Below are 24,653 nucleotides of genomic sequence, written 5' to 3' on the forward strand. Positions count from 1 at the left end.
TGTCTAACATGGCGGAATGTCTCGGCAGTGGGTCACGACCAGCGACGGCGTGCGACTTTCCGTGAGAGTCACCGGCCCGCAGCAGGCGCCCACGATCGTCTGCGTGCACGGCTACCCGGACAACTCGTCGCTGTGGGACGGGGTCCGCGCTCAGTTCGGCGACCGTTTCCGCGTGGTCAGCTACGACGTGAGGGGCGCTGGCGAATCGACGAAGCCACGTTCCCGTGGCGCCTACCGGCTTGACCGGCTCGCCGCCGACCTCGCCGAGGTGATCGACGAGGTCGCGCCCGAGGGCAAGGTCCATCTGCTCGGCCACGACTGGGGCGCCATCCAGACCTGGCATGCGGTGACGGGGCGTTGGCTTCGAGGCAGGGTGGCGTCGTTCACCTCGGTCTCCGGGCCCTGCCTCGACCACGCCGGACGGTGGTTCCGAGCGCAACTGCGGCCGAGTCCGCGACGGCTGCGCGCGGCGATACGCCAGCTCGCACATTCCACCTACATCGCGTTCTTCCAGTTGCCTGTGTTGCCGGAGCTGGCCTGGCGCGGCGGGCTGCTGGCGAGGCTGATCAGGCGAGCCGACCCTGACGCCGCCGTGCCGGAACTGTCCGACGGCCTGCACGGGCTGTGGCTGTACCGGGAGAACATGCTGTCGAGGCTGACGCGGCCGGGCCGCAGGCACGCCGACGTGCCCGTGCAGGTCATCGCGCCTGCTGCCGACGCGTTCGTCACCGTGCCGTTGCAGACCCAGATCGAGCGCTGGGTGCCGGACCTGCGGGTACGAACGATCCCGGGCGGGCACTGGGTGGTGCGCGGCGACCCTGGGCGTATCGCGACCGCCACCGCCGAGTTCGTCGAGCACGTACACGGCGGTCCACAGTCGAGGGCGCTTCGGCGCAGCCGCGTCAATCCGGCGCCGAGAGGCCGGTTCGAAGGGCGGCTCGTCGTGGTCACCGGTGCGGGCAGCGGCATCGGAAACGCGACGGCCCGCGCGTTCGCCGCCCAGGGCGCCGACATGGTGCTCGCCGATATCGACGCCGACGCGCTGGGGACGGCGGCCCAGCGGGTGCGCCGCGCGGGAGGGCAGGCCCTGCCCTACCGGGTCGACGTCGGCGACGCGGAAGAGATGGCGGAGTTCGCCGCGGCAGTGCGAGCCGAGCACGGGGTGGCCGACATCGTGGTCAACAACGCGGGCATCGGCGTCGCGGGGCCCTTCCTCGACACCGGGGTGCGGGAGTGGGAGCGGGTCATCGACGTCAACCTCTGGGGTGTGATCCACGGTTGCAGGCTGTTCGGCGCCCAGCTCGCCGAGCGAGGCGAGGGCGGGCACATCGTCAACGTCGCCTCGGTGGCGGCCTACCTGCCGACGAAGGTGCTGCCCGCCTACTCGGCGACGAAGGCCGCGGTACTGATGCTGAGCGAATGCCTGCGTGCCGAACTCGCCGCATACGGCATCGGTGTCAGTGCCATCTGCCCCGGCATGGTGAGCACCAACATCGCGGGCACCACGACCTTCACCGGCGCCGACGAGCGCGAGCAGCACGCGCGAAGGGCCGAAGGAGCCCGGCTGTTCGCGAGGCGCGGTTTCCCTCCGGAACGGGTGGCGGGCGACATTCTGCGTGCCGTGCGGCGCGACTCGGCCGTTGTGGCGTCCACCCCGGAGGCCAGGACCGCGCTCGCGCTGTCCAGGCTCACCCCCGGGCTGCTGCGTGCCGCGGCACGGACCCTGCCGGGGTGAGCGTGGCGAAGCCGAGACGGATGTCGCGGCAGGCCAGAAGGGATGACCTGATCGCGGCCGCGCTCGAGTTGTTCAGCACCCGTGCGCCGGAGGACGTCGGTATCGACGACGTCACCGGGCGCGCAGGAGTGTCACGGCCGCTGTTCTACCGCTACTTCTCCGGCCTCGGCGAACTTCGCGTCGCGGCGCTGCGCACCGTCGTCGACGACCTGCTCGACAGGCTGCGACGACGCGCCAGCGGAACCAGGGAGCAACGGCTTCGTGCGGCCGTGCGGGCACTCGTGGACGTGGCGGCCGAACACCGTTGCGGCTACCTGGCGTTGCTGCGCAGTGGGTCGGTGGTGGAGACCTCGGAGACCAACGCGATCGTGGACGAGGTCAGGGCCCGCGCGGTCGAGGTGGTGCTCGCCGAGTGCGAGATCGCCGAGCCTTCCCCGATACTGCTGGCGACACTGCGCTGCTGGACCGCGGTGGTGGAGGGCACCGTGCTGACCTGGCTGCAGGAGGGTGACTTGCGCAGGGAGCAGCTGGACGGCTGGCTCGTCGATCAGCTCATGGCCATGCTGGAGGTGACGGCACGCCACGACGATGATCGTGGGCGTCGCGGCGGACCGTCAGCCGGTCAGGAGACCTTTACGACCCCGTCCCAGCCCTCCACCTGTTCCGGTCCGCGCGGTCCAGGGCCGACATAGGTCGCCGAGGGGCGAACCAGCCTGCCAGTCCGCTTCTGCTCCAGGATGTGCGCGGCCCAGCCCGCGGTGCGCGCCGAGGTGAACATCGCGGGCATCATCCGTGTCGGCACCTGCGCGAAGTCCAGGATCACCGCTGCCCAGAACTCGACGTTGGTCTCGATGGCCCTGTCGGGGCGGCGCTGTCGAAGTTCGGCGAGCGCCGCCTGCTCCAATGCCTGCGCGACCTCGTAGCGCTGCGCGCCCAGCTCGCGGCAGGTGCGTCGCAGCACGCGCGCCCTCGGGTCCTCGGCGCGGTAGACGCGGTGCCCGAAGCCCATCAGTCGCTCGCCGCGGTCGAGGATGCCCTTCACCACGGCCTCCGCGCTACCGGTGCGCTCGACCTCCTCGATCATCGGTAGCACCCGCGCAGGCGCACCGCCATGCAGTGGGCCGGACATCGCGCCGATAGCGCCCGACATCGCCGCCGCGACGTCGGCTCCGGTGGAGGCGATAACGCGGGCGGTGAAGGTGGAGGCGTTCATGCCGTGCTCGGCCGCCGACACCCAGTAGGCGTCAAGCGCCTTGACGTGTGCCGGATCGGGCTCGCCCCGCCAGCGCACCAGGAACCGCTCCGTGATGGTGGTGGCCTCGTCCACCTTCGACTGCGGTACCGCGGGGACACCGACGCCGCGGGCCGACTGTGCCACGTACGAAAGCGCCATCACCGAAGCCCTTGCGAGTTGCTCGCGGGCCGCCGCGTCGGAGATGTCGAGCAGCGGGTGGAAGTCCCAGATGGGGGCGAGCATGGCGAGCGCGGCCTGCACGTCGACGCGCACGTCGCCGGTGCGCACGGGGATGGGGAACGGTTCGGCGGGCGGCAGCCCCTGCCCGAACCGGCCGTCCACCAGCAGTGCCCACACGTCGCCGAAGCTCACGCGCCCCGCGAGTTCTTCGATGTCCACCCCTCGGTAGCGCAGCGCGCCACCGTCACGGTCCGGTTCGGCGATCTCCGTGCGGAAGGCGACGACGCCCTCCAAGCCGGGCCGGAAGTTGTCGTCAGGCTGCTCGGCTGGGGTGTTGGCCGACTCGATCATGGAAGTCACTTGAGTGGACCTTTCGTGAGGTTCCCCGGCAGGCGTCCACCGTGCGATGCCCCACACGCACGCGCGCCGCTTCGCACGGTTGGAGAAACCATCCTCTTCTTACCGTCCGGTATCAATCGAAAGAAGCGGTGGTTTCGGTCACGATTACGAGAACGATTCAGTCGGTCGCCGCTCGCCGCCGTAAATCCTGCGTCCAGCGCATCGGATGCCGCGAAAGTCGCACGGGTAAACCCCGCCCTCCCGGCCCGCGCGCAGCTGCCTGAGGCGGGCTCGCTTTCGGCAGTGAATCCGTGACTGGTGGTCCCCGTCACCGATCAAGAACTTTCGCCCAGCAGCGGGAGGCTTTAACGTCGGCAGGAAGGGCGGGACGGACCCCCACAAGGGGCGGAGGTTGGCATGCCGGAACTGGACAAAATGGAAGAAGGGGTCGGCGAGGTCGCCGAAGCGTCCGAGGTGACCGTTCGGTTGCCCGGCATGCGAGTCGCCTACAACGGCGAGGCGCTGGAGGAGTCCGGGCTCGCCGCCACTTGGGCCGAACAGCTCCAGTTATGGCTCGATGAGGCGATCTCCGCGGATGTGCCCGAGCCCAACGCCATGGTGCTGGCCACGGCCGACGCCGAGGGGCGGCCGTCGTCGCGCAGCGTGCTCTGCAAGGGGCTCGACGAGCGTGGCGTGGTCTTCTACACCAACTACACCTCGGCCAAGAGTCACGATCTGACGGTCACCAGGTACGCATCGGTGACCTTTCCCTGGTATCCGCTGCACAGGCAGGTCAACGTGCGCGGCGATGTCGAGAAGGTCGGCCTCGCGGAGACGGCCGAGTACTGGGCGTCCCGGCCGCGCGGCTCGCAGCTCGGCGCGTGGGCCTCACCGCAGTCGAGGGCCGTTGCCAGCAGGCGCGATCTGGACACCGCGCTGAACGCGATCGAGCGCCGCTTCGAAGGTGTGAGCGAGATACCGGTCCCTCCGCACTGGGGTGGTTGGCGCATCCGTCCCGACGTCGTCGAGTTCTGGCAGGGCAGGCAGGATCGGCTGCACGACCGGCTGAGGTACGTGCGCAACGAGGACGGTTGGCGCATCGAACGGGTCGCTCCCTGATCGCGCGACAGAACTCACTTCCTACCACTTAGTTAGCGGTTCTAAGCTCTGCTGTCGTGAGTGAACGGACCGCGGCGGGCCCAGGCAGGGGCGTGCGCAGGGCGCTCGCTTCGGTCGTCGCGGACCGCAGGCCGCTGCGCATCCCGGCATTCCGGCGGTTGTGGCTGAGTTCGATCGTGACCGCGATCGGCAGCCAGCTCACCGCGGTGGCGGTGCCGAAGCAGGTTTTCGACCTCACCGGCTCCTCCGGCTACGTCGGGTTGACCGGAGTGTTCGGACTGGTGCCGTTGCTGGTGTTCGGCGTGTGGGGCGGTGCGATCGCGGACACGGTCGACCGCCGCAAGCTGCTGCTGGTGTCCAACGGCGGCATCGCGGGTACGGCCGCGCTGCTGTGGGCGCAGGCGTTCGCCGAACTTGGTTCGGTATGGCTCGTGCTCGGGCTGCTCGGCCTCAACCAGGCGTTCTTCGCTATCAACATGCCGACGCGCAACGCGGTGGTCGCCAGGCTCGTGCCGCAGCACATGTTGCCCTCTGCCGCCGCGCTCACCGGCACGATGACCACCTTCGGAGCGGTCTTCGGCCCGCTGGCCGCCGGTGCGCTGCTGCCTGTGGTCGGCCTCCCCTCGCTCTACCTTGTGGACACCGCCGCACTGCTGGCCGTGCTGTGGGCGGTGTGGCGGCTGCCGCCACTGCCACCACTGAGCGGGCAGGTCCGCAGGGCGGGTCTGCGTGACGTGCTCGACGGCTTCGCCTACCTCGCCACGCAGCGGGTACTGCTTGCCTCGTTCCTCGTCGACATCATCGCGATGGTCGCTGGCATGCCACGCGCGCTGTTTCCCGAGATGGCGGAACGCACGTTCGGCGACCCACCGGGTGGAGGACTCGCGCTGGGCTGGCTGTTCGCCGCCATTCCGATCGGCGCGATGCTGGTCGGGCTCATGTCCGGCTGGGCGAGCCGGGTCCGACGGCAGGGCGTTGCCGTCGTGGTCGCGATCTGTGTGTGGGGCCTCGCCGTGGCGGGGTTCGGGCTCACCTCGTCGCTGTGGCTTGCCGTGGTGTTCCTCGCGATCGCGGGCGCCGCCGACATGGTCAGCGCGATCTACCGGATGGCCATCCTGCAAACGGCGGCGACGGACGAGATGCGTGGTCGCACCCAGGGCGTGTTCACGGTCGTGGTGGCAGGCGGACCAAGGCTTGCGGACGTGACTCACGGCTGGGCGGCCGCGAGTGTCGGTACGGCCGCCGCCGCCACCGGAGGCGGGCTACTCGTGGTGGTGTTGGTGGTACTGGCCGTACTGGCACTGCCCGCGTTCTGGTACTACCGCGCACACACCGCGCCACCCGAGAACCGTGTCGAGCGCGACGCCGGGGAGTGAGGCACGACAGTGCGGGCGTGCGCGATAGGTTCGCGGGCATGGCGAATCCGACGGGGGAACAGTTCGAGCTGACCAGAGGCAACGCTCGCGCCGTGGTCACCGAGATCGGTGCGGGGTTGCGTGCCTTCGAGATCGGCGGGGTGCCCTACCTCGAGACGTTCGCGGCCGAGGAAGAGCCGCCGAAGGCGGCCGGCCAGGTGCTGCTGCCGTGGCCCAACCGCACAAGGGACGCGACGTGGACCTACGACGGCGAGCCGCAGCGACTCGAGGTGACAGAGCAGCGGCGGGGCAACGCCATTCACGGTCTGGTCCGGCGAAAGGTTTGGCAACTGCTCGAACATGCCGAGTCGAGCATCACGTTCGCGGTGGACATCACCGATGAGCCCGGCTGGCCCGTCCCGCTGCACACGCTGATCCACTACGAACTCGCGCCGCGCGAACTGGTGGTGACTCACGAGGTGCGTAACGAGGGTGCCTGCGCCGTCGGGTTCGGAGTCGGCACGCATCCGTACTTCCGGATCGGGGACGTGCCGACCGACGAGTTGACGTTGACGGTGGCCGCTTCGCGAGTGCGACCCTACGTCGAGGACGAGCAGGTGCCCTTCGGTGAGGAAACCGACGTCACCGGCACCGAGCACGACCTCAACCACGGCCGCATCGTCGGAGGTCTGGACCTCGACACGACGTTCGGCGGGCTGCTTGCGGGCGAGGACGGCCGCTACCACCACCTGCTGTCCCACGGCGACACCACGCTCGACGTGTGGGCGGAGCGCGACTTCCGCTGGGTGCAGATCTTCACTCCCGCGGAGCTGACCGGCAGGGGGCGGGCGGTCGCGATCGAGCCGATGACGTGCCCCGCCGACGCGCTCAACTCGGGAACGGATCTGATCACCCTGGAACCCGGTGAGTCCTGGCGGGGCAGTTGGGGTGTGCGCGTGGAACTTCGGCGGCGATAGCCACCACGCCTCCCCGGCCACCACCGGGAACGAGACTCACATCTTGCGCAGTTCGCGGGCGATCACCATGCGTTGGATCTGGTTAGTGCCTTCGAAGATCTGCGGCACCTTTGCCTCACGCAGGTAGCGTTCGACCGGGAAGTCGCGCGTGTACCCGGCGCCACCCAGTACCTGCACGGCATCCGTGGTGACCTTCATCGCGGCGTCGGTCGCGACCAGTTTCGCGATCGAGGACTGCCGCTGGAACGGCATGCCCCTGTCGCGTCGCCGTGCGGCGTCGAGGTAGGTCGCGCGCGCCGATTCCACCGCGGCGGCCATGTCGGCGAGCAGGAACTCCACGCCCTGGAAGTCGATGACGGGCTTGCCGAACTGTACGCGCTGTTTGGCGTAGGCGACGGCTTCGTCCAGCGCTGCCTGCGCAAGGCCCACCGAGCACGCCGCGATGCCCAGCCTGCCTGAGGAGAGCGCAGAGAGTGCGATCTTGAGCCCTTCTCCCTCCGCGCCGATGAGCCGTTCGGCGTCGACGCGGGCGTTGTCGAAGATCAGTTGGGCGGTGGTCGACGCGGTGAGCCCCATCTTGCGCTCGGGTTCGGCGGCCGAAAGCCCTTCCGTTTCGGCGTCGACGAGCAGGCAGCTGATGCCGCTGCCGCCTGCGGACTCGGCGGAGGTGCGCACCATGGTGGTGTAGAAGTCCGCCTTGCCGCCGTGGGTGACCCACGCCTTCGTGCCGTTGACCACGTAGGCGTCGCCGTCCCGGCGTGCCCGGGTCGCCAGCGCGGCGGCGTCGGAGCCCGCCTGCGTTTCGGACAACGCGTAGGCGCCAAGCAGGTCGCCCTCGAGCATGCCGGGCAGCCACCGGTCGCGTTGCTGGTCCGTGCCGTAGTGCGCCAGCGGGAAGCACGACATCGTGTGCACCGAAAGGCCGACTCCGACCGACATCCACGAGGCCGCGATCTCCTCGAGAACCTGCAGGTACACCTCGTAGGGCAACTCCGCGCCGCCCCATCGCCGCGAGTAGGGCAGCCCGAGCAGGCCCGACCTGCCGAGCAGCCGGAATTGTTCACGGGGAAACCGGCAGGCCTCCTCGTACTCGCCCGCGACCGGGGCCAGCTCGTCGCGTGCGATCTCGCGAGTGAGTGCCAGCAGGTCCTCGGCCTCGGTGGTGGGCAGCAGGCGTTGCGCAGGCATGGTCGCCTCCGGGCATTGATACCGTGCACAGTACTGTGGTCTTTTCTAGAGTACTATTCGCGGAGTGCGGCCCACTCACCCCCGTACCCGCCGTCAGCAGGCACTGCTGGCCGATCTCGAGCGGCTGTTCCTCGCGGAGGGATTCGTCGCGTTCACACTTGACGATCTCGCGGCGAAACTGCGCTGCTCGAAATCGACTCTGTACGCGCTGGCGCCGAGCAAGGAACAGTTGGCCGTCAAGGTCGTCGCCCACTTCTTCAAAGGCGCGGCCGAGCGCATCGAACAGCGGATCGAGCACATCGCCGACCCGCGAGAGGTGGTCGAAACCTATCTCGCAGGGGTCGCCGACGAATTGGGCAGGACGTCGGCCGCCTTCATGGTCGACGTCAGCGCGTTCGAACCCGCCAGGGCTGTCTACGAGTTGAACTCCCAGGTCGCCGCCAGGCGGCTTCGCTCGTTCATCGCCGCCGGTGTTGAGCAAGGGGTGTTTCGCGAAGCGCACGCCGACGTGATCGCCGAACTGGCCGCGCTGCTGATCGAGGCAATCCAGACCGGCGTGGTGCGTGCCCGCACCGGAGTACGAGATGCCGAGGCTTTCGCCGCGCTGGCACAACTGCTGCTCGGCGGCGTGCTGCGCGGCGAGGGTGCGCCGGACTAGCATCGGCACCGTGATTGTCTCCGGTGGCGAAGCGCTCGTCGACCTGGTTCCCGCCGGGTCCACTATGGAGCTGCTCGCTCCCCGGCTTGGCGGAGGGCCGTACAACGTCGCACTCGCGGCGGCCAGGTTGGGTGCCCCGACCGCCTTTCTGTCCCGGATCTCGACGGATCGGTTCGGGCAGGCGTTGCTCGACCGGCTTCGCGAGTCCGGTGTGGACACATCGCTGATCCAGCGCGGATCGGAGCCCACGACGCTGGCTGTGGTCGCGCTCGACGGCGCGAACGCGCGGTACTCCTTCTACACCGAAGGCACGGCCGACCGCTTTGTCGTCGACCCAGGCCCGCTCCCGGAAAGCACGACGGTGCTGTCGCTCGGCACTCTCGGGATGGTGCTGCAACCCGGCGCCGAGGTCTACGAGACCGTGCTCCGCCGCGAAGCGGGACGGGGTGTGCTGACCGCCCTCGACCCGAACATCAGGGCGGATCTGATCGTCGAGCCGAACGCCTACCGTGCCCGGTTCTCGTCCTGGCTGCCACATGTGCGGCTGCTCAAGATGTCGTTGCAGGACGCGGAATGGCTCGCGGGCGGAGCCGATGTCACGGCTGCTGTCAGGGGCTGGCTCGACTCGGGCCCGCAGGCCGTCGTGTTGACCAGAGGCGACGAGGGACTGTCCGTACTGACCGCACGCGGCGAAGTCGCCGGCGTACCGACCGTGCTTGTGGACGTCGTTGACACCATCGGTGCGGGGGACACCGTCCAAGGCGCACTGCTCGCGTGGTTGGTCCGGCGAGAAGTGACAGACCTGGCATCACTCGACACAGCGGACTGGCGGGCGGCGCTCGGGTTCGCGGCGCGGGCGGCAGCACACACGGTGTCGCGTAGCGGTGCGGAACCGCCGACGGCCGAGGAGATGTCTCCAGGCGTGTGAACCTGGTCGCAAACGGTTAGCTGTGGGTAACACCACCGCTGCGAAATGGGGGACCTCTGGACTAGCGTAAGGAGGAATTCATACCCCAGCGGGGCGGTGTGCGAAAACGTGTGACCCGCACAACCTGCGGTCACCGCCGGCCCGTGTGACCGTGAGAGGCATTTGCATGTCCGACGCGACTGCGGGGCAGGCCGGGGGCGAGAAGGCCGTACTCCGCCTGCCGAGTGGCGAGCACGAGCTGAACGTTGTTCGTGCCGTCGAGGGCGCACCCGGTATCGAACTCGGGAAGCTGCTCGCACAGACGGGCTACATCACCTACGACCCCGGCTTCGTGAACACGGGGGCTGCTTCCTCGGCCATCACCTATATCGACGGTGAGCAAGGGGTCTTGCGCTATCGTGGCTACCCGATCGAGCAGTTGGCACAGCACTCGACGTTCATCGAAGTCTCCTACCTGCTGATCTACGGCGAGTTGCCGACCAAGGAGCAACTCGAGAACTTCACATCCAAGATCAACAGGCACACCCTGTTGCACGAGGATCTGAAGCGGTTCTTCGACGGCTTCCCAAGGGACGCGCACCCGATGCCGGTGCTGTCCAGCGCCGTGGCCGCACTGTCGACCTTCTACCAGGACTCGCTCAACCCCTTCGACGAGCCCAACGTGGAACTGTCGACGGTTCGGCTGCTGGCGAAGGTGCCGACGATCGCGGCGTACGCCTACAAGAAGTCGATCGGGCAGCCATTCCTTTACCCGGACAACTCGCTCGGCCTGGTGGAGAATTTCCTGCGGATGACCTTCGGGCTGCCCGCCGAGCCGTATGAGATCGACCCGGATGTGGCCAAGGCGCTCGACCTGCTGTTCATCCTGCACGCCGACCACGAGCAGAACTGTTCGACCTCGACCGTGCGGCTGGTCGGTTCGTCGGAGGCCAACCTGTTCGCCAGCATCTCGGCGGGCATCATGGCGCTGTTCGGTCCGCTGCACGGCGGCGCGAACAGTGCGGTGCTGGAGATGCTTTCGAACATCAAGGCCGACGGCGGCGACGTCGACGACTTCGTCAAGCGCGTGAAGAATCGCGAGCAGGGCGTTCGGTTGATGGGCTTCGGGCACCGGGTGTACAAGAACTACGACCCGCGCGCGAAGATCATCAAGAAGACCGCTGACGAGATCCTCGCCAAGATCTCCGGTGGTGACGAACTGCTCGACATCGCCAAGGCGCTGGAGGAGCGCGCGCTTTCCGACGACTATTTCGTCGAGCGCAAGCTTTATCCGAACGTCGATTTCTACACCGGGCTGATCTACCGCGCCCTCGGATTCCCGACGAAGTACTTCACCGTGCTGTTCGCGCTCGGCAGGCTGCCGGGCTGGATCGCGCACTGGCGGGAGATGATCCAGGACCCGGCCACAAAGATCGGCCGTCCTCGCCAGATCTACACCGGCGAGAAGGAGCGAGAGTACAAGCCGCTTTCGCAGCGCTGAGCCACGTCACTGTCGAAGGCCCTGCCACCGCCCGCGCGACCGGGATGGCAGGGCCTTTGTCGTGCCGGGTGGGTGTTATCGGCCGGTGGGTGGATTGCGGATGACGGCTTGTAGGTGGAGGTGGTTGACGGCTCTGCGGTTGACGTCGGCGTGGTTGTAGGTGATGGAGTGCAGGATGCCGTTGTAGACGAGGTCCCAGAGGGCGCGGTTCTTCTGCAGGTAGTAGACCTGGGTGTCGAGTTTGTTCCCGGCTGAGTCGGTGAGTTCGAGGTGGTAGGTGCCGACTCCAGTGGTGACCTTGATCGTGCGTAGCCGGTAGGTGTCGACCCAGCGGTCGCCGAGGCGGAGCCAGTCGGCACCGGCGCTCATCCACAGCTTCTTGCGGTCGAGCAGGAACAGTGAACTGCCCGCGAGCCGATGAGCCACAGCCGCCGCACCCGCATCCAGCCGACCCGCAACGCCAGGTTCCCAGCGCGGCTGCCAGGAAGAACACCACTCCCGCCGCTCCCCCCATGGTGGATTTGGCGTCGGCGAACCATTCGAGTGCCGGACCTCTGCCCGGCGGGGGTTCTTGCGGCCCGAGGTCGGTGGCCTTGTCGAAGGGGCGCCAGCCGGGTTCGACGGGTGCCTGCGGTGGCCGGGGTTCGCCGGTCATGCGGTCCGGCTTGGGCTCGGGCCGGGTAGGTGTGCTCATGTCCATTTCCCAGGCGGCCACGCCATGGCGCGGCCCCCACAAGGGCGCAACGACCGGTGTTTGGTGCGGTTCTACGGGCTCAGTCGCGTATTCGATCGGCGCTCATTCGTGCGTGACAGCGGCAACGCGGGCCCGCTCAGGGCCGCAGGGACGGCGAGGTGACTGCACTGATTGTCGATCGGGGTCAACGGTGGCTATGGGGTTTGGTGTCGCTGAAGGAGTTCTTGCGTCCATGAGGTGTGGCGTCGGCGGAGCTCGGCGGCCGTGAGATCGTGGCGACCAAGGCCACGGTAGTTCGGGACCCACGTTTCCACGGCCTGATGCGAGCGGGCGAGTGTCCACAGGTCCCACAACCATGGCTTGCGAACCCCGGTGCCGCTGGCTTCTTCATACGCCGAGAGGAACACGTCGGCAAGGTGTTCGCCGTAGAGCAGGTAGAGGTCGAATCGGCACCAGCCGATGTCGTACCCGGCTGGCCCGCGGGCGGCGCCTTCCCAGTCGATGACCCCGGTCAAGATGCCGTTGTCCCAGATCACGTTCCCGGATTGGTAGTCGCCGTGGGTCAGCACCATTGGTGCGGGGACGATCTCGTTCGTCCAGGCATCGTCGACGATGCGCGCAGCGGGGCCGGACAGCCGGGCACGGTATCCCCGGCGGTTGAAGACCGTGTCGAGGTTCGCGGCGACGGCCGCGTCGGCGTTGTGGATGCGTGCCAGGGCGCGTCCGAGCTGCGTCGCCCAGGCGTGTGGGTGGTCCGGGATGATGTCCGCTTTACCGGGCAGCCGGCTGATCAGCACCCACGATGGTTCTCCATCGTTGACGGTGCTGCGTGCGAGAAGTCGTGGTGCGAGGCCACCCAGGGTGTCGAGTGCGGTGAGCACCCGTCCCTCGTCCACGGCCGCAGAATCACCGGCTGGGAACTCGCGCAGGACCATCTCGCGTTGCGGGTTGCGGGTTCGGATCAAGTGAGTTGTGGCATGGGAGCCGCCCGCGAGTGGCTGAACGGTGTCCAGGGTTGCGGAAGGCCCGGCCAGCCTGGTCGCGGAAGCGAGCGCAGCGGATGCAGCGGTGGACATATCGGTTAGCGTTTCCTTTTCGTCGGACGGGTGCCGGTCACCGCGGAGGCACGACCAGCATGGTCTCCCGGTGCGCAGCGCATCCAGCCGGTGTCGGTTTGGGGCCAGTCTTGGCGGTGTTCGAGTGGCGATTACCGGTCCTGGTCAACCGAGGTGGGCGGCGATCCAGCCTCGCCAACGTCCCCGCGCTTCGCTTCGGTCAGACTCCCAACGCCGCGATGACGCCCAGCTTGATGGCCTCGTGAGCGTCTTATCCGCCGCGATCTGAGGTGGCGCGGGTTCGCATCAGATGCGACAGACCTGGATGGGGCGCGAGTACAAGAAGTGCTGCGGCGCTGCGGCATTGTGGTGTGAGTATCTCGGTGGGCGTGCGTCGCATGCGCCAGCTCCGGATGCCCACCGATGTGCCTGCCGGTGGACAGCGGCCACATCGGTGGCAGGCAGGCATCAGCCCACTCGCAGCGCGTCCTTGAGGCGAACCCTGGCGCCCGTGCGCAGCACGGCCGCACGGTAGACCCGCCCGCCCAGCCAGGTCAGGGCCGCGATGGTAGCGACCGTCAGCAGCAGCGCCAGTCCGATCTCCACCCCGCTCGCAGTGCCCGTGGCGATGCGGCTGGGCATCAGGATCGGCGACAGCGGCGGGATCAGGGACAGCACAGTGGCCGCGGTGCTGTCCGGTTGCTGGATCACCGTGAAGCCCGAGATGAACCCACCCACCAGCACGATGGTGATGGGCATCAGCACCGTCTGCATGTCCTCCTGCCGCGAAACCAGCGACCCGGCGCCCGCGAACACGGTCGCGTAGAGGAAGAAGCCCAGCACATACCACAGCAAGCCCCACAGCAACGTGCCCGTGGCGATACCGGTGATCGTCAGGGCCCCGGTAACGCTCGCCATCGCCAACCCCGCGACACCGAGCACGGCCAACTGCACCAGCCCCACCAGTCCGAGACCGATCACCTTGCCCAGCAGCAGGTGCCACGGCCGCACCGTGGAAAGCAGGATCTCGACGACCCTGCTGGACTTCTCCTCGACGATGCCTTGCGCGACCATCGTGCCGTAGGTGGTGATGCCCATGTACAGCAAGAACATCAGCACCATGGCCACGACAACTCGCTGCCCGCGTTCGGGGTCGGGCCGTTCGACGGAGGAAACCTCAACCCGCGTGGAGCCGACCTCGCCCAGCACCTGCTGCGGGCTCATGCCCGCCTCGAGTAGCTTGGCCTGCAACACCTGTTGCTGCGAGATGCCATCGAGTAACCCACGAAGCTGTTCGTCCAGATCGGACTTCACGAGCACGCGAAGGTCGGCGACGCTACCGGACACCAGGGCGTCGAGCTCGCCAGCCGACACCTGCGCCCTGCCTTCGGCGCGATCAGCGATCTGCCGCGTCTCGACGTCCATGCCGATGTGGTCCGCGGCCTGTCTCAGCGGTTGCGCGATCGCGGTCGCCTGCCCGGTCAGCCCCACGGTGGTAGTGCTCATCCCGCTGAACACGCTGATCTGCAACAGCAGGTAACCGGCGATGGCGGCCAGGATCACCAACGTGCCGATCAGGAACCCGCGCGTGCGCAGCCGGGTGTTGAGTTCTCGCTGGGCGACGAGCCGGACGGCAGTGGAGGGTCGCAGCGAGTCGCTCATCGGGCCTCCTCCTTCTGGTCGGCGACGACGTTTCTGAACAGCTCGACCAGCGAAGGGTGCGTCTTGGTGAACTCGCGAACCGGCCCGGTCGCCAACGCCGCCTTGAGCACGATCTGATCGTCGGTGCCGGGGGCGAGCTCCACCACGGTGGTCTCGCCTTCCTGCGAAAGCACCTTCACTCCGGAAAGCTCGGCGGCCCAGCCCTGCGGCGCGAGCGGTGCCGTGACGGTGATCCTCGTCCCCGCGCCCTCGGTCAGCTCGGCAACCGCGCCGCAGGCCACGATCCTGCCCGCGCGGATGATCCCGACGCGGTCGCACAGGCGCTCCACCAGGTCGAGCTGGTGGCTTGAGAACACCACGGGCACACCGGCCGCGGCCTTTTCGCGCAGCACCGAGCTCATCACGTCCACGGCGATGGGGTCCAGCCCGGAGAACGGTTCGTCGAGTACGAGCACGGCGGGATCGTGTACCAGTGCCGCTGCGAGCTGTACCCGCTGCTGGTTACCGAGGCTGAGCTTCTGTACCTCGTCACCGCGCCGGTCCGCCAGTCCCAGCCGGGAGATCCACGTCTGTGCGCTCTGGTGAGCGCGATCGGAGGACATGCCGTGCAACCGAGCCAGGTAGACGAGCTGGTCCGAGACCTTCATCTTCGGGTAGAGGCCACGCTCTTCCGGCATGTACCCGATCCGGGTTCTGGTCTCGTGGTTTATCGGGTGGCCGTCGAAGCGAACCTCTCCCGCGTCGGCCTCAAGCACACCGAGCACGATCCGCATCGCGGTGGTCTTGCCCGCTCCGTTGCTGCCGACGAACCCGAACAGCTCGCCGGGCCGCACCTCGAAGCTGACCCCGTCGAGTGCGACCAGGTTGCCGAACCGTTTGCTGACGCTGTCGAGCTCAAGCGCATGATGCTGCACGAACTATCCCCCTGATCGTAGCCGCGCGGCCGATCATACCTTCACCTCGTTTCGCTCAAGCCACGCAGTGCGCGGTCGACAAGCTCGCTCACGCGTGCCCTCGCCGCCTCGGCTTCCCCCGGTACGAGGCCGAGCCGGGTCCTGCGGTGCAGCACATCGTCAGCGTCCAGCGCACCCTCGTGCCGCACCGCCCACACCACCTCGGCCCCCGTCGTCTCGCAGCCGTCGAAAAGCGGTCGCGCGAGTCGTCGATCGACCTCGCCGAGCGCGGCGACGCGCGGTGCCTCCGTGCCGTACTTGGCCACCAGCCGCGGCTCGGCCTCCACTGCGGACAATGCGGCCCGGTCGGCGGCGCCTATCAGTGGAAGCGCTGCCGTGCGAACTTCTCCCGCCCGCAGCCCGGCCGCCGTTACCGCGGCGTCCACGGCGTCCTGTGCCATCCTGCGATAGGTCGTCAGCTTGCCGCCGACAACGGTGATGACACCGGTGGACTCGTCGGTGAGTACCACGTGCTTTCGGGAGAGATCCGCCGTCCTGCCTCCAGGCGTGTCCACCAGTGGGCGCAGTCCCGCGAAACTGCCGAGCACGTCGTCGGAATCCAGCCTGCGCGCGAGCACGGTGGAGGCGGTCCGCAACAAGAAATCCACATCGGACCGAGGTGCCGACGCGACATCGGGTGGCTCGCCCGTCATGGGTTCGTCGGTGAGGCCGAGGTACGCCTTGCCGCCGGGCTGCGGCAGCAGGAATACGAACCGGTTGCGTTCACCGGGAACCGGCACCATGACGGCGGTTTCGCTAAGCCCGGTTCCCCGCGTGTCGAGGACGAGGTGCGAACCGCGGGAGGGCCGCAGCCGCACGGAAGGGACGAGCCTGCCCGCCCACACGCCCGTGGCATTCACCACCTGCCGCGCACGCAGTTCGACCTGCTCGCCGGTCAGTTCGTCGCGGGCGAGCACCCGATCTGCGGTGACCTGGGTGGCCGCGAGCCTCGTCAGTATCCGAGCTCCGTGGGCGGCGGCGGTTCTGGCAAGGGCAATCACCAGCCGGGCGTCGTCGGTGAGCGCGCCGTCGAAGGACAGTAGGCCGCCGCGCAGGCCACTGCGACGCAGTCCGGGTGCGAGGGCAAGCGCTTGCGCGGCCGGGATCGAACGTGGCCGCGGTAGTAGCGAAGCAGGCGTGCCCGCGGCGCGGCGCAGGGCGTCGCCCGCGTGCAGGCCCGCCGCCGTGATCGCCTGCCCAGCCCGCGAGGAGTGCGCGTAGGAAGGGAACAGTTGCGCGAGCGCTCTGGTCAGGTGCGGCGCGGTGCGCCTCAGCAGGATGTCGCGTTCCACGGCGCTCTCCCACGCGAGCGCGACGTCGCCGTGTGCGAGGTAGCGCAGACCGCCGTGGACGAGCTTGCTGGACCAGCGAGAGGTGCCGTACGCCAGGTCGACGGCTTCGACGAGCGCGACCGACAGCCCGCGCGAGGCGGCGTCCAGCGCGATCCCGGCACCGGTGACACCACCACCGAGAACGATGACGTCCACGCGCTCACCCGAGGCCAAGGCGGCCAGTTCCTCGTCGCGCCGCCGGGCGGTCAGCGAGGCCCTGATCATGCCGCGAGCGCCGAATCGAGAATGTGCCGCAGCTCGGAGAGCAGGGCCTGTTCGCCGACGTCCGCGGTGGCGGGCCGCAGTGAAAGCACGAACGACTGCACCACCAGCAGCACCGCGCGCACCTGCACGGCGGGCTCGGTCCTGCGGACGGAGCCGTCGCGATGGCCCTCGGTCACGATCGCCCCGAGCGCCTCTTCGGCGAGCCGTTGCGTGGAACCGAGGCGCTGGGTGATGTAGGGCAGCACCAACTGGGCGTCGACATCGAGCACCGTGCGCATCAGCGGGTTGGCCACCAACGCTCGTACGGCGCCGACGGCGCCGTCCACCAGTCGCTGCCTTGCGGTACTCGCGGGTGGGGTGTCGTCGATCGCCTTGCGCAACAACGCGCTGAACTCACGCGTCATGAGCGCGATCAACATGCTGCGGACGTCGGGAAACCGCCGGTAGAGGGTCATCCTGCTGACACCGGCGGTGCGCGCTATCTCCGCCAGCGTCGTCCTGCGCACGCCCGCGCTGAGCACGCAGGTCTTCGCCGCGTCGAGCAACACATCGTCGGGAACGCGGGTGGCCGACGTGCGACCGCGGGTGTTCGCGAGAGTGCTGCGCGTCCCGACCGAAGTGTGACGTTGCGCTTCCATGTGTCACACTCTAGCGGTGGACGAGACGCTTGACCATCGGATTCGCTCGGCATGGACACCGCAAGCGGCGGGCGCGGTCGAGCTCGCTCCAGGGGCACTGCGCTGGTTGACCCAGCGTATCGGCAGCTTCCGACCTGACAGCGGCAAAACGCCCGATTCGGCTGTTGAGATCCCGCCTTCGCTGTTGCCATCGGCCGCACGAGACGACCTCGCCGCCGTGGTCGGCGCGCCGCAGGTGCTCACCGGCGACAGCGAGCGGCTCGGTCGTACGGGGGGTCTGTCCTACCTCGACTTGCTGCGCCGCAGGAGCGCCGAAGGGCTGGCCGTTCCGGACGCCGTGGTACTGCCCGCTGATCCGGAGCAGGTGCAGCGGGTACTGGAGGTGTGCACGGCCCACGACATCGGCGTCGTGCCTTTCGGCGGTGGCACCTCGGTGGTCGGCGGGGTGACGGCGCTGCGAGGGGGAAAGCCCGCGGTGGTGGTGTTGGACCTGCAACGGCTCGATCGGCTGGTCAGCATCGACCCGGTCTCGCACATCGCGGTGTTGCAGGCTGGGGTGCGTGGGCGGGAAGCCGAGCGCCTGCTCGGTGAGCACGGGCTCACCCTCGGGCACGTGCCGCAGTCTTTCGAGCGCGCCACCATCGGCGGGTTCGCCGCGACCCGCTCCGCGGGCCAGGCCTCTTCCGGATACGGCAGGTTCGAGGACATGGTCACCGGCGTCCGGGTCGCGACCCCGGTGGGTGAGTGGCGCCTCGGCGTCGCACCCGCCTCGGCCGCCGGACCGGACCTGCGCCAGCTGGCCGTCGGCAGCGAGGGCGCACTCGGCGTCCTCACCGAGGTGGCTGTGCGGGTACGCCCGGTCCCAACCGAACAACGGTTCGAGGCGTTCGCGATCGACGGGTGGCAACGCGGCACCGAGGCGGTGCGCGTGCTCGCACAGCAGCGCCTGCTCGCCGACGTCACCAGGCTGTCCGATGTAGACGAAACGGCCGGATCGCTCGCGCTCGCGGGCGGCAAGGCAGCGCTGCTGCGCAGGTACCTTTCGGCTCGTGGGCTGAACCGGCCCTGCCTGCTCATCCTCGGCTGGCACGGCGAGCAGGGGCAGCGGCGCAAGCGGGCGCTGCGTGTGCTGCGCGCCGCGGGTGCCGTCCGGCTCGGGCGTGCACCGGGCGAGGCGTGGCGGCGCGGGAGGTTCGCCGGTCCTCGGCAACGCGACGCGCTGCTGGAACTGGGCGTGTGTGTGGAGACGCTGGAGACCGCGGCGCACTGGTCCGAACTGGGCGCGCTGTACGAGCGGGTCAGGGCGGCGTTGCGGGCCGAGTTGGACCGTCCGCTGGTGATGTGCCACATCTCCCACGCCTACGAGACCGGTGCGTCGCTGTACTTCACGGTGCTTGCCGCCCGCGACCACACCGACCCGCTAGGGCAGTGGGCCCGTGCGAAGCGGGCGGCGTGCGAGGCCATCACCCAGGACGGGCTCGGCACCATCACGCATCACCACGCCGTCGGTACCGACCACGCGCCCTACCTGCGTGCCGAGATCGGTGATGTCGGCATCCGGGTACTGGCCGCTGCCAAGCGCGCGGTCGATCCGAGTGGCATCCTCAACCCGGGCAAGCTGATCGACTGACCGGTTCGACCCGCAATCCGTGTGAGACGGCGGGAACGCCGGTGAGCAGCCGAGCCCGCCGCTGTGGCACGGCGGCCATGCGCACCAGCTCGCCTTCGACGAGCAGCGGCATGCGCTCGGCGGCCGCGCCAACGTAGGCAAGCGCGCCCTCGACCGGCGAGCCGTCTTCGAGCCGCACCGTGCCATCGCGCAACCGGACCCGGTCGTAGCGGGTACCTCGGCCTTCGCAGCGGTCGAGGACCGCCAGCTGGTCGGGCGTCGCGAACCACACCGCGTGCCATTCCTCGACACCCGGGGCGGCGGCGAGCGTGGCGGGTCTGGCCCCGTCGCGTTCGCGAAACCCTGCTGCCCAGACAGCCGCGACGCCGTGGCATCGGACGCGGGCGACGACGACGGCACCGGTCAGCCCCATCGCCTTTCGCAGCCACGTGATCTTCTCAGGGCAGGCGTTGGACCCGTATGCCAGCACCGGGGTCCGCTCGGTGCGCCACCGAGGGGGCGCCGTGCTCAGCGGATGCCCGGCCCCGTCCCGGTGCACGAAAGAACAGCCGGGCCGGGCACCGGGATAGGGTTCGGCGGGAAAATCGCCGTCGACGAACAGCACCTCAGTCGAATACGACTTCAGTCGAACACCACGACGCTGCGCAGCACCTCTCCGTTGTGCATTCGCTCGAACGCCTGCTCGACGTCGGCCACGCCGATGCGTTCGGTGACGAACTTGTCCAACGGCAGCCTGCCCTGCAGGTAGAGGTCCACCAGCATCGGAAAGTCCCTGGACGGCAGGCAGTCGCCGTACCAGGACGACTTCAGCGATCCGCCACGGGCGAAGAAGTCGATCAGTGGCATGTCGTTGAGCTTCATGTCCGGTGTCGGGACCCCGACGAGCACGACCGTGCCCGCGAGATCGCGAGCGTAGAACGCCTGCTTCCAGGTCTGCGGAGTCCCGACGGCGTCGATCACCACGTCGGCACCGAAGGAATCGGTCAGTTCCTGTACCGCTTCCACCATTTCGTCGTGGCTCTTGCCGCGCGCGTTGATGGTGTCGGTGGCACCGAATCCCTTTGCCCACTCCAGCTTCCTGTCGTCGGTGTCGACCGCGACGATCGTGCGTGCCCCGGCCAGGTGGGCGCCCGCGATGGCGGCGTCACCGACACCCCCGCAGCCGATCACCGCCACGGTGTCTCCCCGCGTGACGGCGCCGGTGTTTATGGAGGCCCCGATACCGGCCATCACGCCGCAGCCGAGCAAGCCGGCCACCTCCGGCTCGGCAGCGGGGTTCACCTTCGTGCACTGTCCGCTGTGGACGAGTGTCTTCTCCAGGAAGGCGCCGATGCCGAGCGCGGGACTCAGCTCGGTGCCGTCGGCGAGCGTCATCGGCCTGCTCGCGTTGTGTGTCTGGAAGCAGTACCACGGTTTGCCTCGCTTGCAGGCCCTGCACGTGCCGCACACCGCGCGCCAGTTGAGCACCACGAAATCGCCGGGCCGCAGATCAGTGACGCCCTCACCGACCTGCTCGACGTAGCCCGCCGCCTCGTGCCCGAGCAGGAACGGGAAGTCGTCGTTTATGCCACCCTCTCGGTAGTGCAGGTCGGTGTGGCACACCCCGCATGCCTTGACCGAGACCACCGCCTCGCCGGGACCGGGATCGGGCACCAGCACGGTCTCCAGCGAGACCGGTTGGCCCTTCGCGCGAGCGACCACGCCTTGCACCTCGTACGGCATTGGCTCTCTGTCCTTTCGGCCTCGAAGCTTCAACAGGGCAGCTTGCCACGGCTAATGCGGTCATGGCGACATCCGAATGGATTTGTGCACGCAGGTTGCGTTGACCGGAAAGGGCCTTGCCGCCTCACGGGGTGATGAGGTAGACGATCCCACCGGGCCCCGGTCTGACCCTGCCTACGGCGTCGTGGCGCCTGGTGCGTTGCCATGCGGTCTCGAACTGCGCGCGTGGGTACACCCTGCGCACCGCATCGGTGGTCTCGCACGCCGGATCGTTGACGATCACGTCACCGTCGGCTGTGAACCCGGTTACCACCATCAGGTGCCCCGCGCTGCCGTAGCCCGCGCCGTCCAGTTCGCCACGCCGGAACGACAGCGAGGTGATCACCGGGAATCCTCCTGCGACGTGGCGTCGTAGTTCGGCAAGGCCCGGTAACCGGGTGACCCGTGCCCTGAGACCGTGGGCAGCGGCATAGGCGGTGTTGAAGGGCCAGTTGCCGGTGCCCTGGTAGGCGTAGTCGTAGGTGTGGCGTGCCGCGTGCACCACGCTCGGGTAGGGGCAGTCACTCGGCAGCCACGACAGCTCACGCTTGGACGGCCCTTTGCCCCAGTACTCCACCACCATCTCGGTGGCCGCTGGACTGCACCAGTGCTCGCCACCCCCGCCGTACTCGACGAAGCGGCCCCGGTGCACGTTCTGGGCGAATCGGGGGACCGCGAGTTCGATCCCGCCGTCCAGCTCCGGCTCGTGGGTCGCCACCTCGAACCGCTCGGGCATTCGCGAGGCCATCGCACCCGCAGCCATCAGCGTCGGGGTCGCCTGGCTGCCATCGGGGCGGTGAAGCGTGACCCTGAGTCGGTAGGAGACGAACGTGACGCCGGGCGCGGCCACGAGGGTGTCCACGTCGACGCTCGCGTGAGCGTCACGCTGTCCCGGAACGCTCGCGCGCCGGATGCCGTCGTCCCCGTACGCCCAGTCGGCGAGCACGTACCACCGCGTGTGCTCGCCGTCGCCGGTGCGCGCGGCCACCTCGAAGCGCAACCACGTGCCCTCGGGTGTGCGCGCGTTCCACGACGCGATCAGCTCGGTGGCGCCGAAATCCAGCATGTGCGGCTCGGAGGTCCAGTGCCCGTACTCGTAACCGGTCACCGTGCCCACCGGTTCGTGGATCCTCAGCCCCTCCTCGCCCGCGCGCAGTCCGCGCGGGTTCCCACACCGGAAACCGCGGCAGCCGCGGTTCTCGTGGTAATCGATCGTGTCGGCTGTCCTTGTCTCTCGTTCAGACGACTGCCTGGGTCTGCGTCACCTTCGCCGCCAGCCGCCCGGTGTCGGTATGGATCTCGGTCTCGACCACGATCACCCGCCTGCCCACGTGCAGCGGCCGGGCCGACGCTGTGGCGTGGCCGCTGCCGACGGGGCGAAGGAAGCTCGTCCGTGACTCGATCGTCGTGGTGCGCTGCGCGCCCTCCGGGAGGTTGGAGTACGCCAGCGCCGCGCCGGTGGCGTCGGCGAGCGACATCAGCGCGCCGCCGTGCATGCTCTCGCCGAGCGTGGTCAGCGAATGCTCCCACGCGAGCCGAGTGCGAACGAGGTCCTTGGAATGCTCGAGGACCTCGATGCCCAGCCGCTGCGCGAACGGCATGGCCTGGTGGATGAGCTTCGTGGCTTGTTCGTCCATGGCGACGACCCTGCCTCGGCCGTGAACGCCCGTCGATTACCCGCCGGGTAATGCGGCGGCGGCGTCAGAAGTGGCTTACGTCGAGCTTGCCCTCGGCGTGCGCGGCCCTGAGTCGCTTCTTGTCGAACTTGCCGACGCTGGTCTTGGGAACCTCCTCCACAAAGGTCCAGTGCTCGGGCAACTGCCACTTCGCCACCTTGTCCATGAGGAATTCTCGCAGTTCCTCGGCTGTGACAGTCTGGCCTTGCCTGACGACTACGGCCACCAGCGGTCGCTCGTCCCACTTCTCGTCCGGTACACCCACCACGGCGGCCTCCGCCACCGCGGGATGAGCCATCACGTGGTTCTCAAGGTCCACCGAGGAGATCCACTCACCGCCCGACTTGATGACGTCCTTGGCGCGGTCTGTGAGCGTCAGGTAACCGTCCGGGGTGATCTTGCCGACGTCACCGGTGCGCAGCCAGCCGTCGTGGAACTTGTCCGGGTCCGCGTCGCCGTAGTAGGAGCCCGCGATCCACGGCCCTGCCACCTCGAGTTCGCCGACGCTCTCGCCGTCCCACGGCACCTCGTTGCCGTTGTCGTCGATGAGCCGTGCCCGAACCGACGCGGGAAAACGGCCCTGCGTGTAGCGGTATCGCCAGGCCTGTTCGCCTGTCGCCGTCGAAGGCGGCCGGGCCACGCTGCCGAGTGGAGAGGTCTCCGTCATACCCCAGGCATGCAGGATCGGCACCCCGTAGCGCTCCTCGAACGCGTGCATCATCGCGGGCGGTGCGGCCGAGCCGCCGACCACGACCTCGCGCAGGTGCGAGATGTCCTGCGGGTTGGCGTCGAGTTGTTGCAGCAGGCCCTGCCAGATGGTCGGTACGGCGCCCGCGAATGTCGGTTGCTCCGCCGCGAGCATCGCCGCGATCGGCTCGGGCTGCAGGAAGCGGTCCGGCATGACCATCGAGGCGCCGACCATGAAGGCGGCGTAGGGCATGCCCCACGACATGGCGTGGAACATCGGCACGATCACCAGTGCCTTGTCCGCCTCGCTCAGCCGCATGCTGTCGCTCATGCACACCTGCATCGAGTGCAGCCAGATCGAGCGGTGGGAGTACACGACACCCTTGGGGTCACCGGTCGTACCCGAGGTGTAACACATCGCGGCGGCGGAACGTTCGTCGATGACCGGCCAGTCGAAGGTCTCCGGTTGCCCGGTGAGCAGTTCGTCGTAGGAGTGCACCCGCACCCCGCTAGGCGCCTCCAGCGCGGCCGGATCGCCGTTGGCGACGATCACGTGCTGCACCGTCTTCATGTGCGGCAACTGCTTGGCAAGCAGCGGCACCAGGGTGCCGTCGACGATGATCACGTGGTCCTCGGCGTGGTTGGCCACGAAGACCAGTTGCTCAGGGAACAGCCGGATGTTCAGCGTGTGCAGCACCGCACCCATGGCAGGTATGGCCAGGTAGGCCTCGAGGTGTTCGGCGTTGTTCCACATGAACGTCCCGACGCGCTGGTCGCCGGTGATGCCGAGTCCGCGCAGGGCGTTGGCCAACTGCGCTGCTCGCTTTCCGACCTCGCCGTAGGTCTTGCGCACGCCTTCCGACCCGTTCCAGGTGACCACGGCGCTGTCCGCGTGCAGCTTCGAGCCGTGGCGCAGCAGGTTGGCGATGGAGAGCTGGTCGTCCTGCATCGTGCTCAGCATGGTGGCTCCTGCCGGTGGTTCGTCGGTGAACTCGGGTTAGGCGCGACTCTAGTCCGGTCCTCGGCCGAGCGGCATGTGCTCAATGCACAACGGTTACGCAGCGGGGCTAGGCGATGCGAACCGCGTTACAGGCCGCTGACCAGGTATGGCCCGGTCGGGCGGTCATCGCGTGTCGGCTTCGCGGTGC

General features: G+C 68.5%; 22 protein-coding genes. 9 read left to right on the top strand and 13 right to left on the bottom strand.

Annotated elements, in window-relative coordinates; genetic code table 11:
* Nucleotides 1-16: 16 nt before the first annotated feature.
* The gene (locus tag FHU38_RS03385) at nt 17-1,735 is read left to right on the top strand and encodes an SDR family oxidoreductase (protein WP_167166396.1); all 1,719 of its coding nucleotides are present in this window, start codon (nt 17-19) and stop codon (nt 1,733-1,735) included.
* Nucleotides 1,736-1,755: 20 nt separating this feature from the next.
* Nucleotides 1,756-2,427 (top strand): TetR/AcrR family transcriptional regulator, encoded by a 672-nt coding sequence (locus FHU38_RS03390; RefSeq protein WP_167175458.1) that lies wholly within the window; start codon nt 1,756-1,758, stop codon nt 2,425-2,427.
* On the opposite strand, the gene FHU38_RS03395 is transcribed toward FHU38_RS03390, so the two are convergent.
* The gene (locus tag FHU38_RS03395) at nt 2,358-3,500 is read right to left on the bottom strand and encodes a citrate synthase 2 (RefSeq protein ID WP_167175456.1); all 1,143 of its coding nucleotides are present in this window, start codon (nt 3,498-3,500) and stop codon (nt 2,358-2,360) included. The two genes, FHU38_RS03390 and FHU38_RS03395, sit on opposite strands and share 70 nt — an antisense overlap.
* Nucleotides 3,501-3,905: 405 nt before the next feature.
* Here FHU38_RS03395 and pdxH point away from each other — a divergent pair, with 405 nt between their 5' ends.
* From pdxH to FHU38_RS03410, 3 genes are read left to right on the top strand one after another with little or no spacing between them, the layout of a single operon-like run.
* The gene (gene pdxH / locus FHU38_RS03400) at nt 3,906-4,607 is read left to right on the top strand and encodes a pyridoxamine 5'-phosphate oxidase (protein ID WP_390623226.1); all 702 of its coding nucleotides are present in this window, start codon (nt 3,906-3,908) and stop codon (nt 4,605-4,607) included.
* A 56-nt stretch (nt 4,608-4,663) separates the two neighbouring features.
* Nucleotides 4,664-5,983 carry an MFS transporter gene (locus tag FHU38_RS03405; RefSeq protein WP_167166399.1) on the top strand — a complete coding sequence of 440 codons (1,320 nt, stop codon included), beginning with the start codon at nt 4,664-4,666 and terminating at the stop codon, nt 5,981-5,983.
* A 38-nt stretch (nt 5,984-6,021) separates the two neighbouring features.
* Complete coding sequence (locus FHU38_RS03410; RefSeq protein ID WP_167166401.1) at nt 6,022-6,939, top strand: aldose 1-epimerase family protein; 918 nt, start codon at nt 6,022-6,024, stop codon at nt 6,937-6,939.
* A 36-nt stretch (nt 6,940-6,975) separates the two neighbouring features.
* On the opposite strand, the gene FHU38_RS03415 is transcribed toward FHU38_RS03410, so the two are convergent.
* Nucleotides 6,976-8,127 carry an acyl-CoA dehydrogenase family protein gene (locus FHU38_RS03415; RefSeq protein WP_167166403.1) on the bottom strand — a complete coding sequence of 384 codons (1,152 nt, stop codon included), beginning with the start codon at nt 8,125-8,127 and terminating at the stop codon, nt 6,976-6,978.
* Nucleotides 8,128-8,191: 64 nt separating this feature from the next.
* Here FHU38_RS03415 and FHU38_RS03420 point away from each other — a divergent pair, with 64 nt between their 5' ends.
* From FHU38_RS03420 to FHU38_RS03430, 3 genes are all read left to right on the top strand, one after another.
* The gene (locus tag FHU38_RS03420) at nt 8,192-8,785 is read left to right on the top strand and encodes a TetR/AcrR family transcriptional regulator (protein WP_167166405.1); all 594 of its coding nucleotides are present in this window, start codon (nt 8,192-8,194) and stop codon (nt 8,783-8,785) included.
* A gap of 10 nt (nt 8,786-8,795) precedes the next feature.
* Complete coding sequence (locus FHU38_RS03425) at nt 8,796-9,713, top strand: carbohydrate kinase family protein (RefSeq protein WP_167166407.1); 918 nt, start codon at nt 8,796-8,798, stop codon at nt 9,711-9,713.
* Between the two features lie 166 nt (nt 9,714-9,879).
* Nucleotides 9,880-11,193: a citrate synthase gene (locus tag FHU38_RS03430; protein ID WP_167166409.1), complete on the top strand. Its 1,314-nt coding sequence runs from the start codon at nt 9,880-9,882 to the stop codon at nt 11,191-11,193.
* 75 nt (nt 11,194-11,268) lie between these two features.
* Here the strand turns inward: FHU38_RS03430 and FHU38_RS03435 are convergent, their stop codons facing one another.
* The 6 genes from FHU38_RS03435 to FHU38_RS03460 all read right to left on the bottom strand — a co-directional run bounded on the left by FHU38_RS03435 (nt 11,269) and on the right by FHU38_RS03460 (nt 17,751).
* The gene (locus FHU38_RS03435; protein ID WP_167166411.1) at nt 11,269-11,619 is read right to left on the bottom strand and encodes a hypothetical protein; all 351 of its coding nucleotides are present in this window, start codon (nt 11,617-11,619) and stop codon (nt 11,269-11,271) included.
* A gap of 462 nt (nt 11,620-12,081) precedes the next feature.
* Nucleotides 12,082-12,963, bottom strand: coding sequence for a phosphotransferase family protein (locus FHU38_RS03440; protein WP_167166413.1), 882 nt, complete (start codon nt 12,961-12,963; stop codon nt 12,082-12,084).
* 447 nt (nt 12,964-13,410) lie between these two features.
* The gene (locus FHU38_RS03445) at nt 13,411-14,604 is read right to left on the bottom strand and encodes an ABC transporter permease (protein WP_167166415.1); all 1,194 of its coding nucleotides are present in this window, start codon (nt 14,602-14,604) and stop codon (nt 13,411-13,413) included.
* Nucleotides 14,601-15,518: an ABC transporter ATP-binding protein gene (locus FHU38_RS03450; RefSeq protein WP_167166417.1), complete on the bottom strand. Its 918-nt coding sequence runs from the start codon at nt 15,516-15,518 to the stop codon at nt 14,601-14,603. The genes FHU38_RS03445 and FHU38_RS03450 overlap by 4 nt, the downstream gene beginning before the upstream one ends.
* 41 nt (nt 15,519-15,559) lie before the next feature.
* A complete protein-coding gene (locus tag FHU38_RS03455) occupies nt 15,560-17,113 on the bottom strand; it encodes a glycerol-3-phosphate dehydrogenase/oxidase (protein ID WP_167166419.1) in 1,554 nt (517 codons plus the stop codon).
* Nucleotides 17,110-17,751 (bottom strand): TetR/AcrR family transcriptional regulator, encoded by a 642-nt coding sequence (locus tag FHU38_RS03460; protein ID WP_167166420.1) that lies wholly within the window; start codon nt 17,749-17,751, stop codon nt 17,110-17,112. Before FHU38_RS03460 ends, FHU38_RS03455 begins: the two co-directional genes overlap by 4 nt.
* 16 nt (nt 17,752-17,767) lie before the next feature.
* Between FHU38_RS03460 and FHU38_RS03465 the strand changes: the two genes are divergently transcribed.
* Nucleotides 17,768-19,381, top strand: a complete 1,614-nt coding sequence (locus FHU38_RS03465; RefSeq protein WP_167166422.1) for an FAD-binding oxidoreductase — start codon at nt 17,768-17,770, stop codon at nt 19,379-19,381.
* Here FHU38_RS03465 and FHU38_RS03470 read toward each other — a convergent pair.
* The 5 genes from FHU38_RS03470 to FHU38_RS03490 form a co-directional block, all read right to left on the bottom strand.
* Nucleotides 19,356-19,985, bottom strand: coding sequence for a gamma-glutamylcyclotransferase family protein (locus tag FHU38_RS03470; protein WP_167166424.1), 630 nt, complete (start codon nt 19,983-19,985; stop codon nt 19,356-19,358). The genes FHU38_RS03465 and FHU38_RS03470 overlap by 26 nt on opposite strands.
* A gap of 17 nt (nt 19,986-20,002) precedes the next feature.
* On the bottom strand, nt 20,003-21,103 hold the full coding sequence (locus tag FHU38_RS03475; RefSeq protein WP_167166426.1) for an S-(hydroxymethyl)mycothiol dehydrogenase: 1,101 nt from the start codon (nt 21,101-21,103) through the stop codon (nt 20,003-20,005).
* A 124-nt stretch (nt 21,104-21,227) separates the two neighbouring features.
* Nucleotides 21,228-22,259 (bottom strand): peptidase C39 family protein, encoded by a 1,032-nt coding sequence (locus FHU38_RS03480; protein ID WP_313886654.1) that lies wholly within the window; start codon nt 22,257-22,259, stop codon nt 21,228-21,230.
* 121 nt (nt 22,260-22,380) lie between these two features.
* Nucleotides 22,381-22,779 carry a PaaI family thioesterase gene (locus tag FHU38_RS03485; protein WP_167166428.1) on the bottom strand — a complete coding sequence of 133 codons (399 nt, stop codon included), beginning with the start codon at nt 22,777-22,779 and terminating at the stop codon, nt 22,381-22,383.
* 64 nt (nt 22,780-22,843) lie between these two features.
* Nucleotides 22,844-24,466 carry a long-chain fatty acid--CoA ligase gene (locus FHU38_RS03490; RefSeq protein ID WP_167166430.1) on the bottom strand — a complete coding sequence of 541 codons (1,623 nt, stop codon included), beginning with the start codon at nt 24,464-24,466 and terminating at the stop codon, nt 22,844-22,846.
* Between the last annotated feature and the right edge of the window lie 187 nt (nt 24,467-24,653).

It is taken from the genome of Saccharomonospora amisosensis (assembly GCF_011761185.1).
Lineage (GTDB): Bacteria > Actinomycetota > Actinomycetes > Mycobacteriales > Pseudonocardiaceae > Saccharomonospora_A > Saccharomonospora_A amisosensis.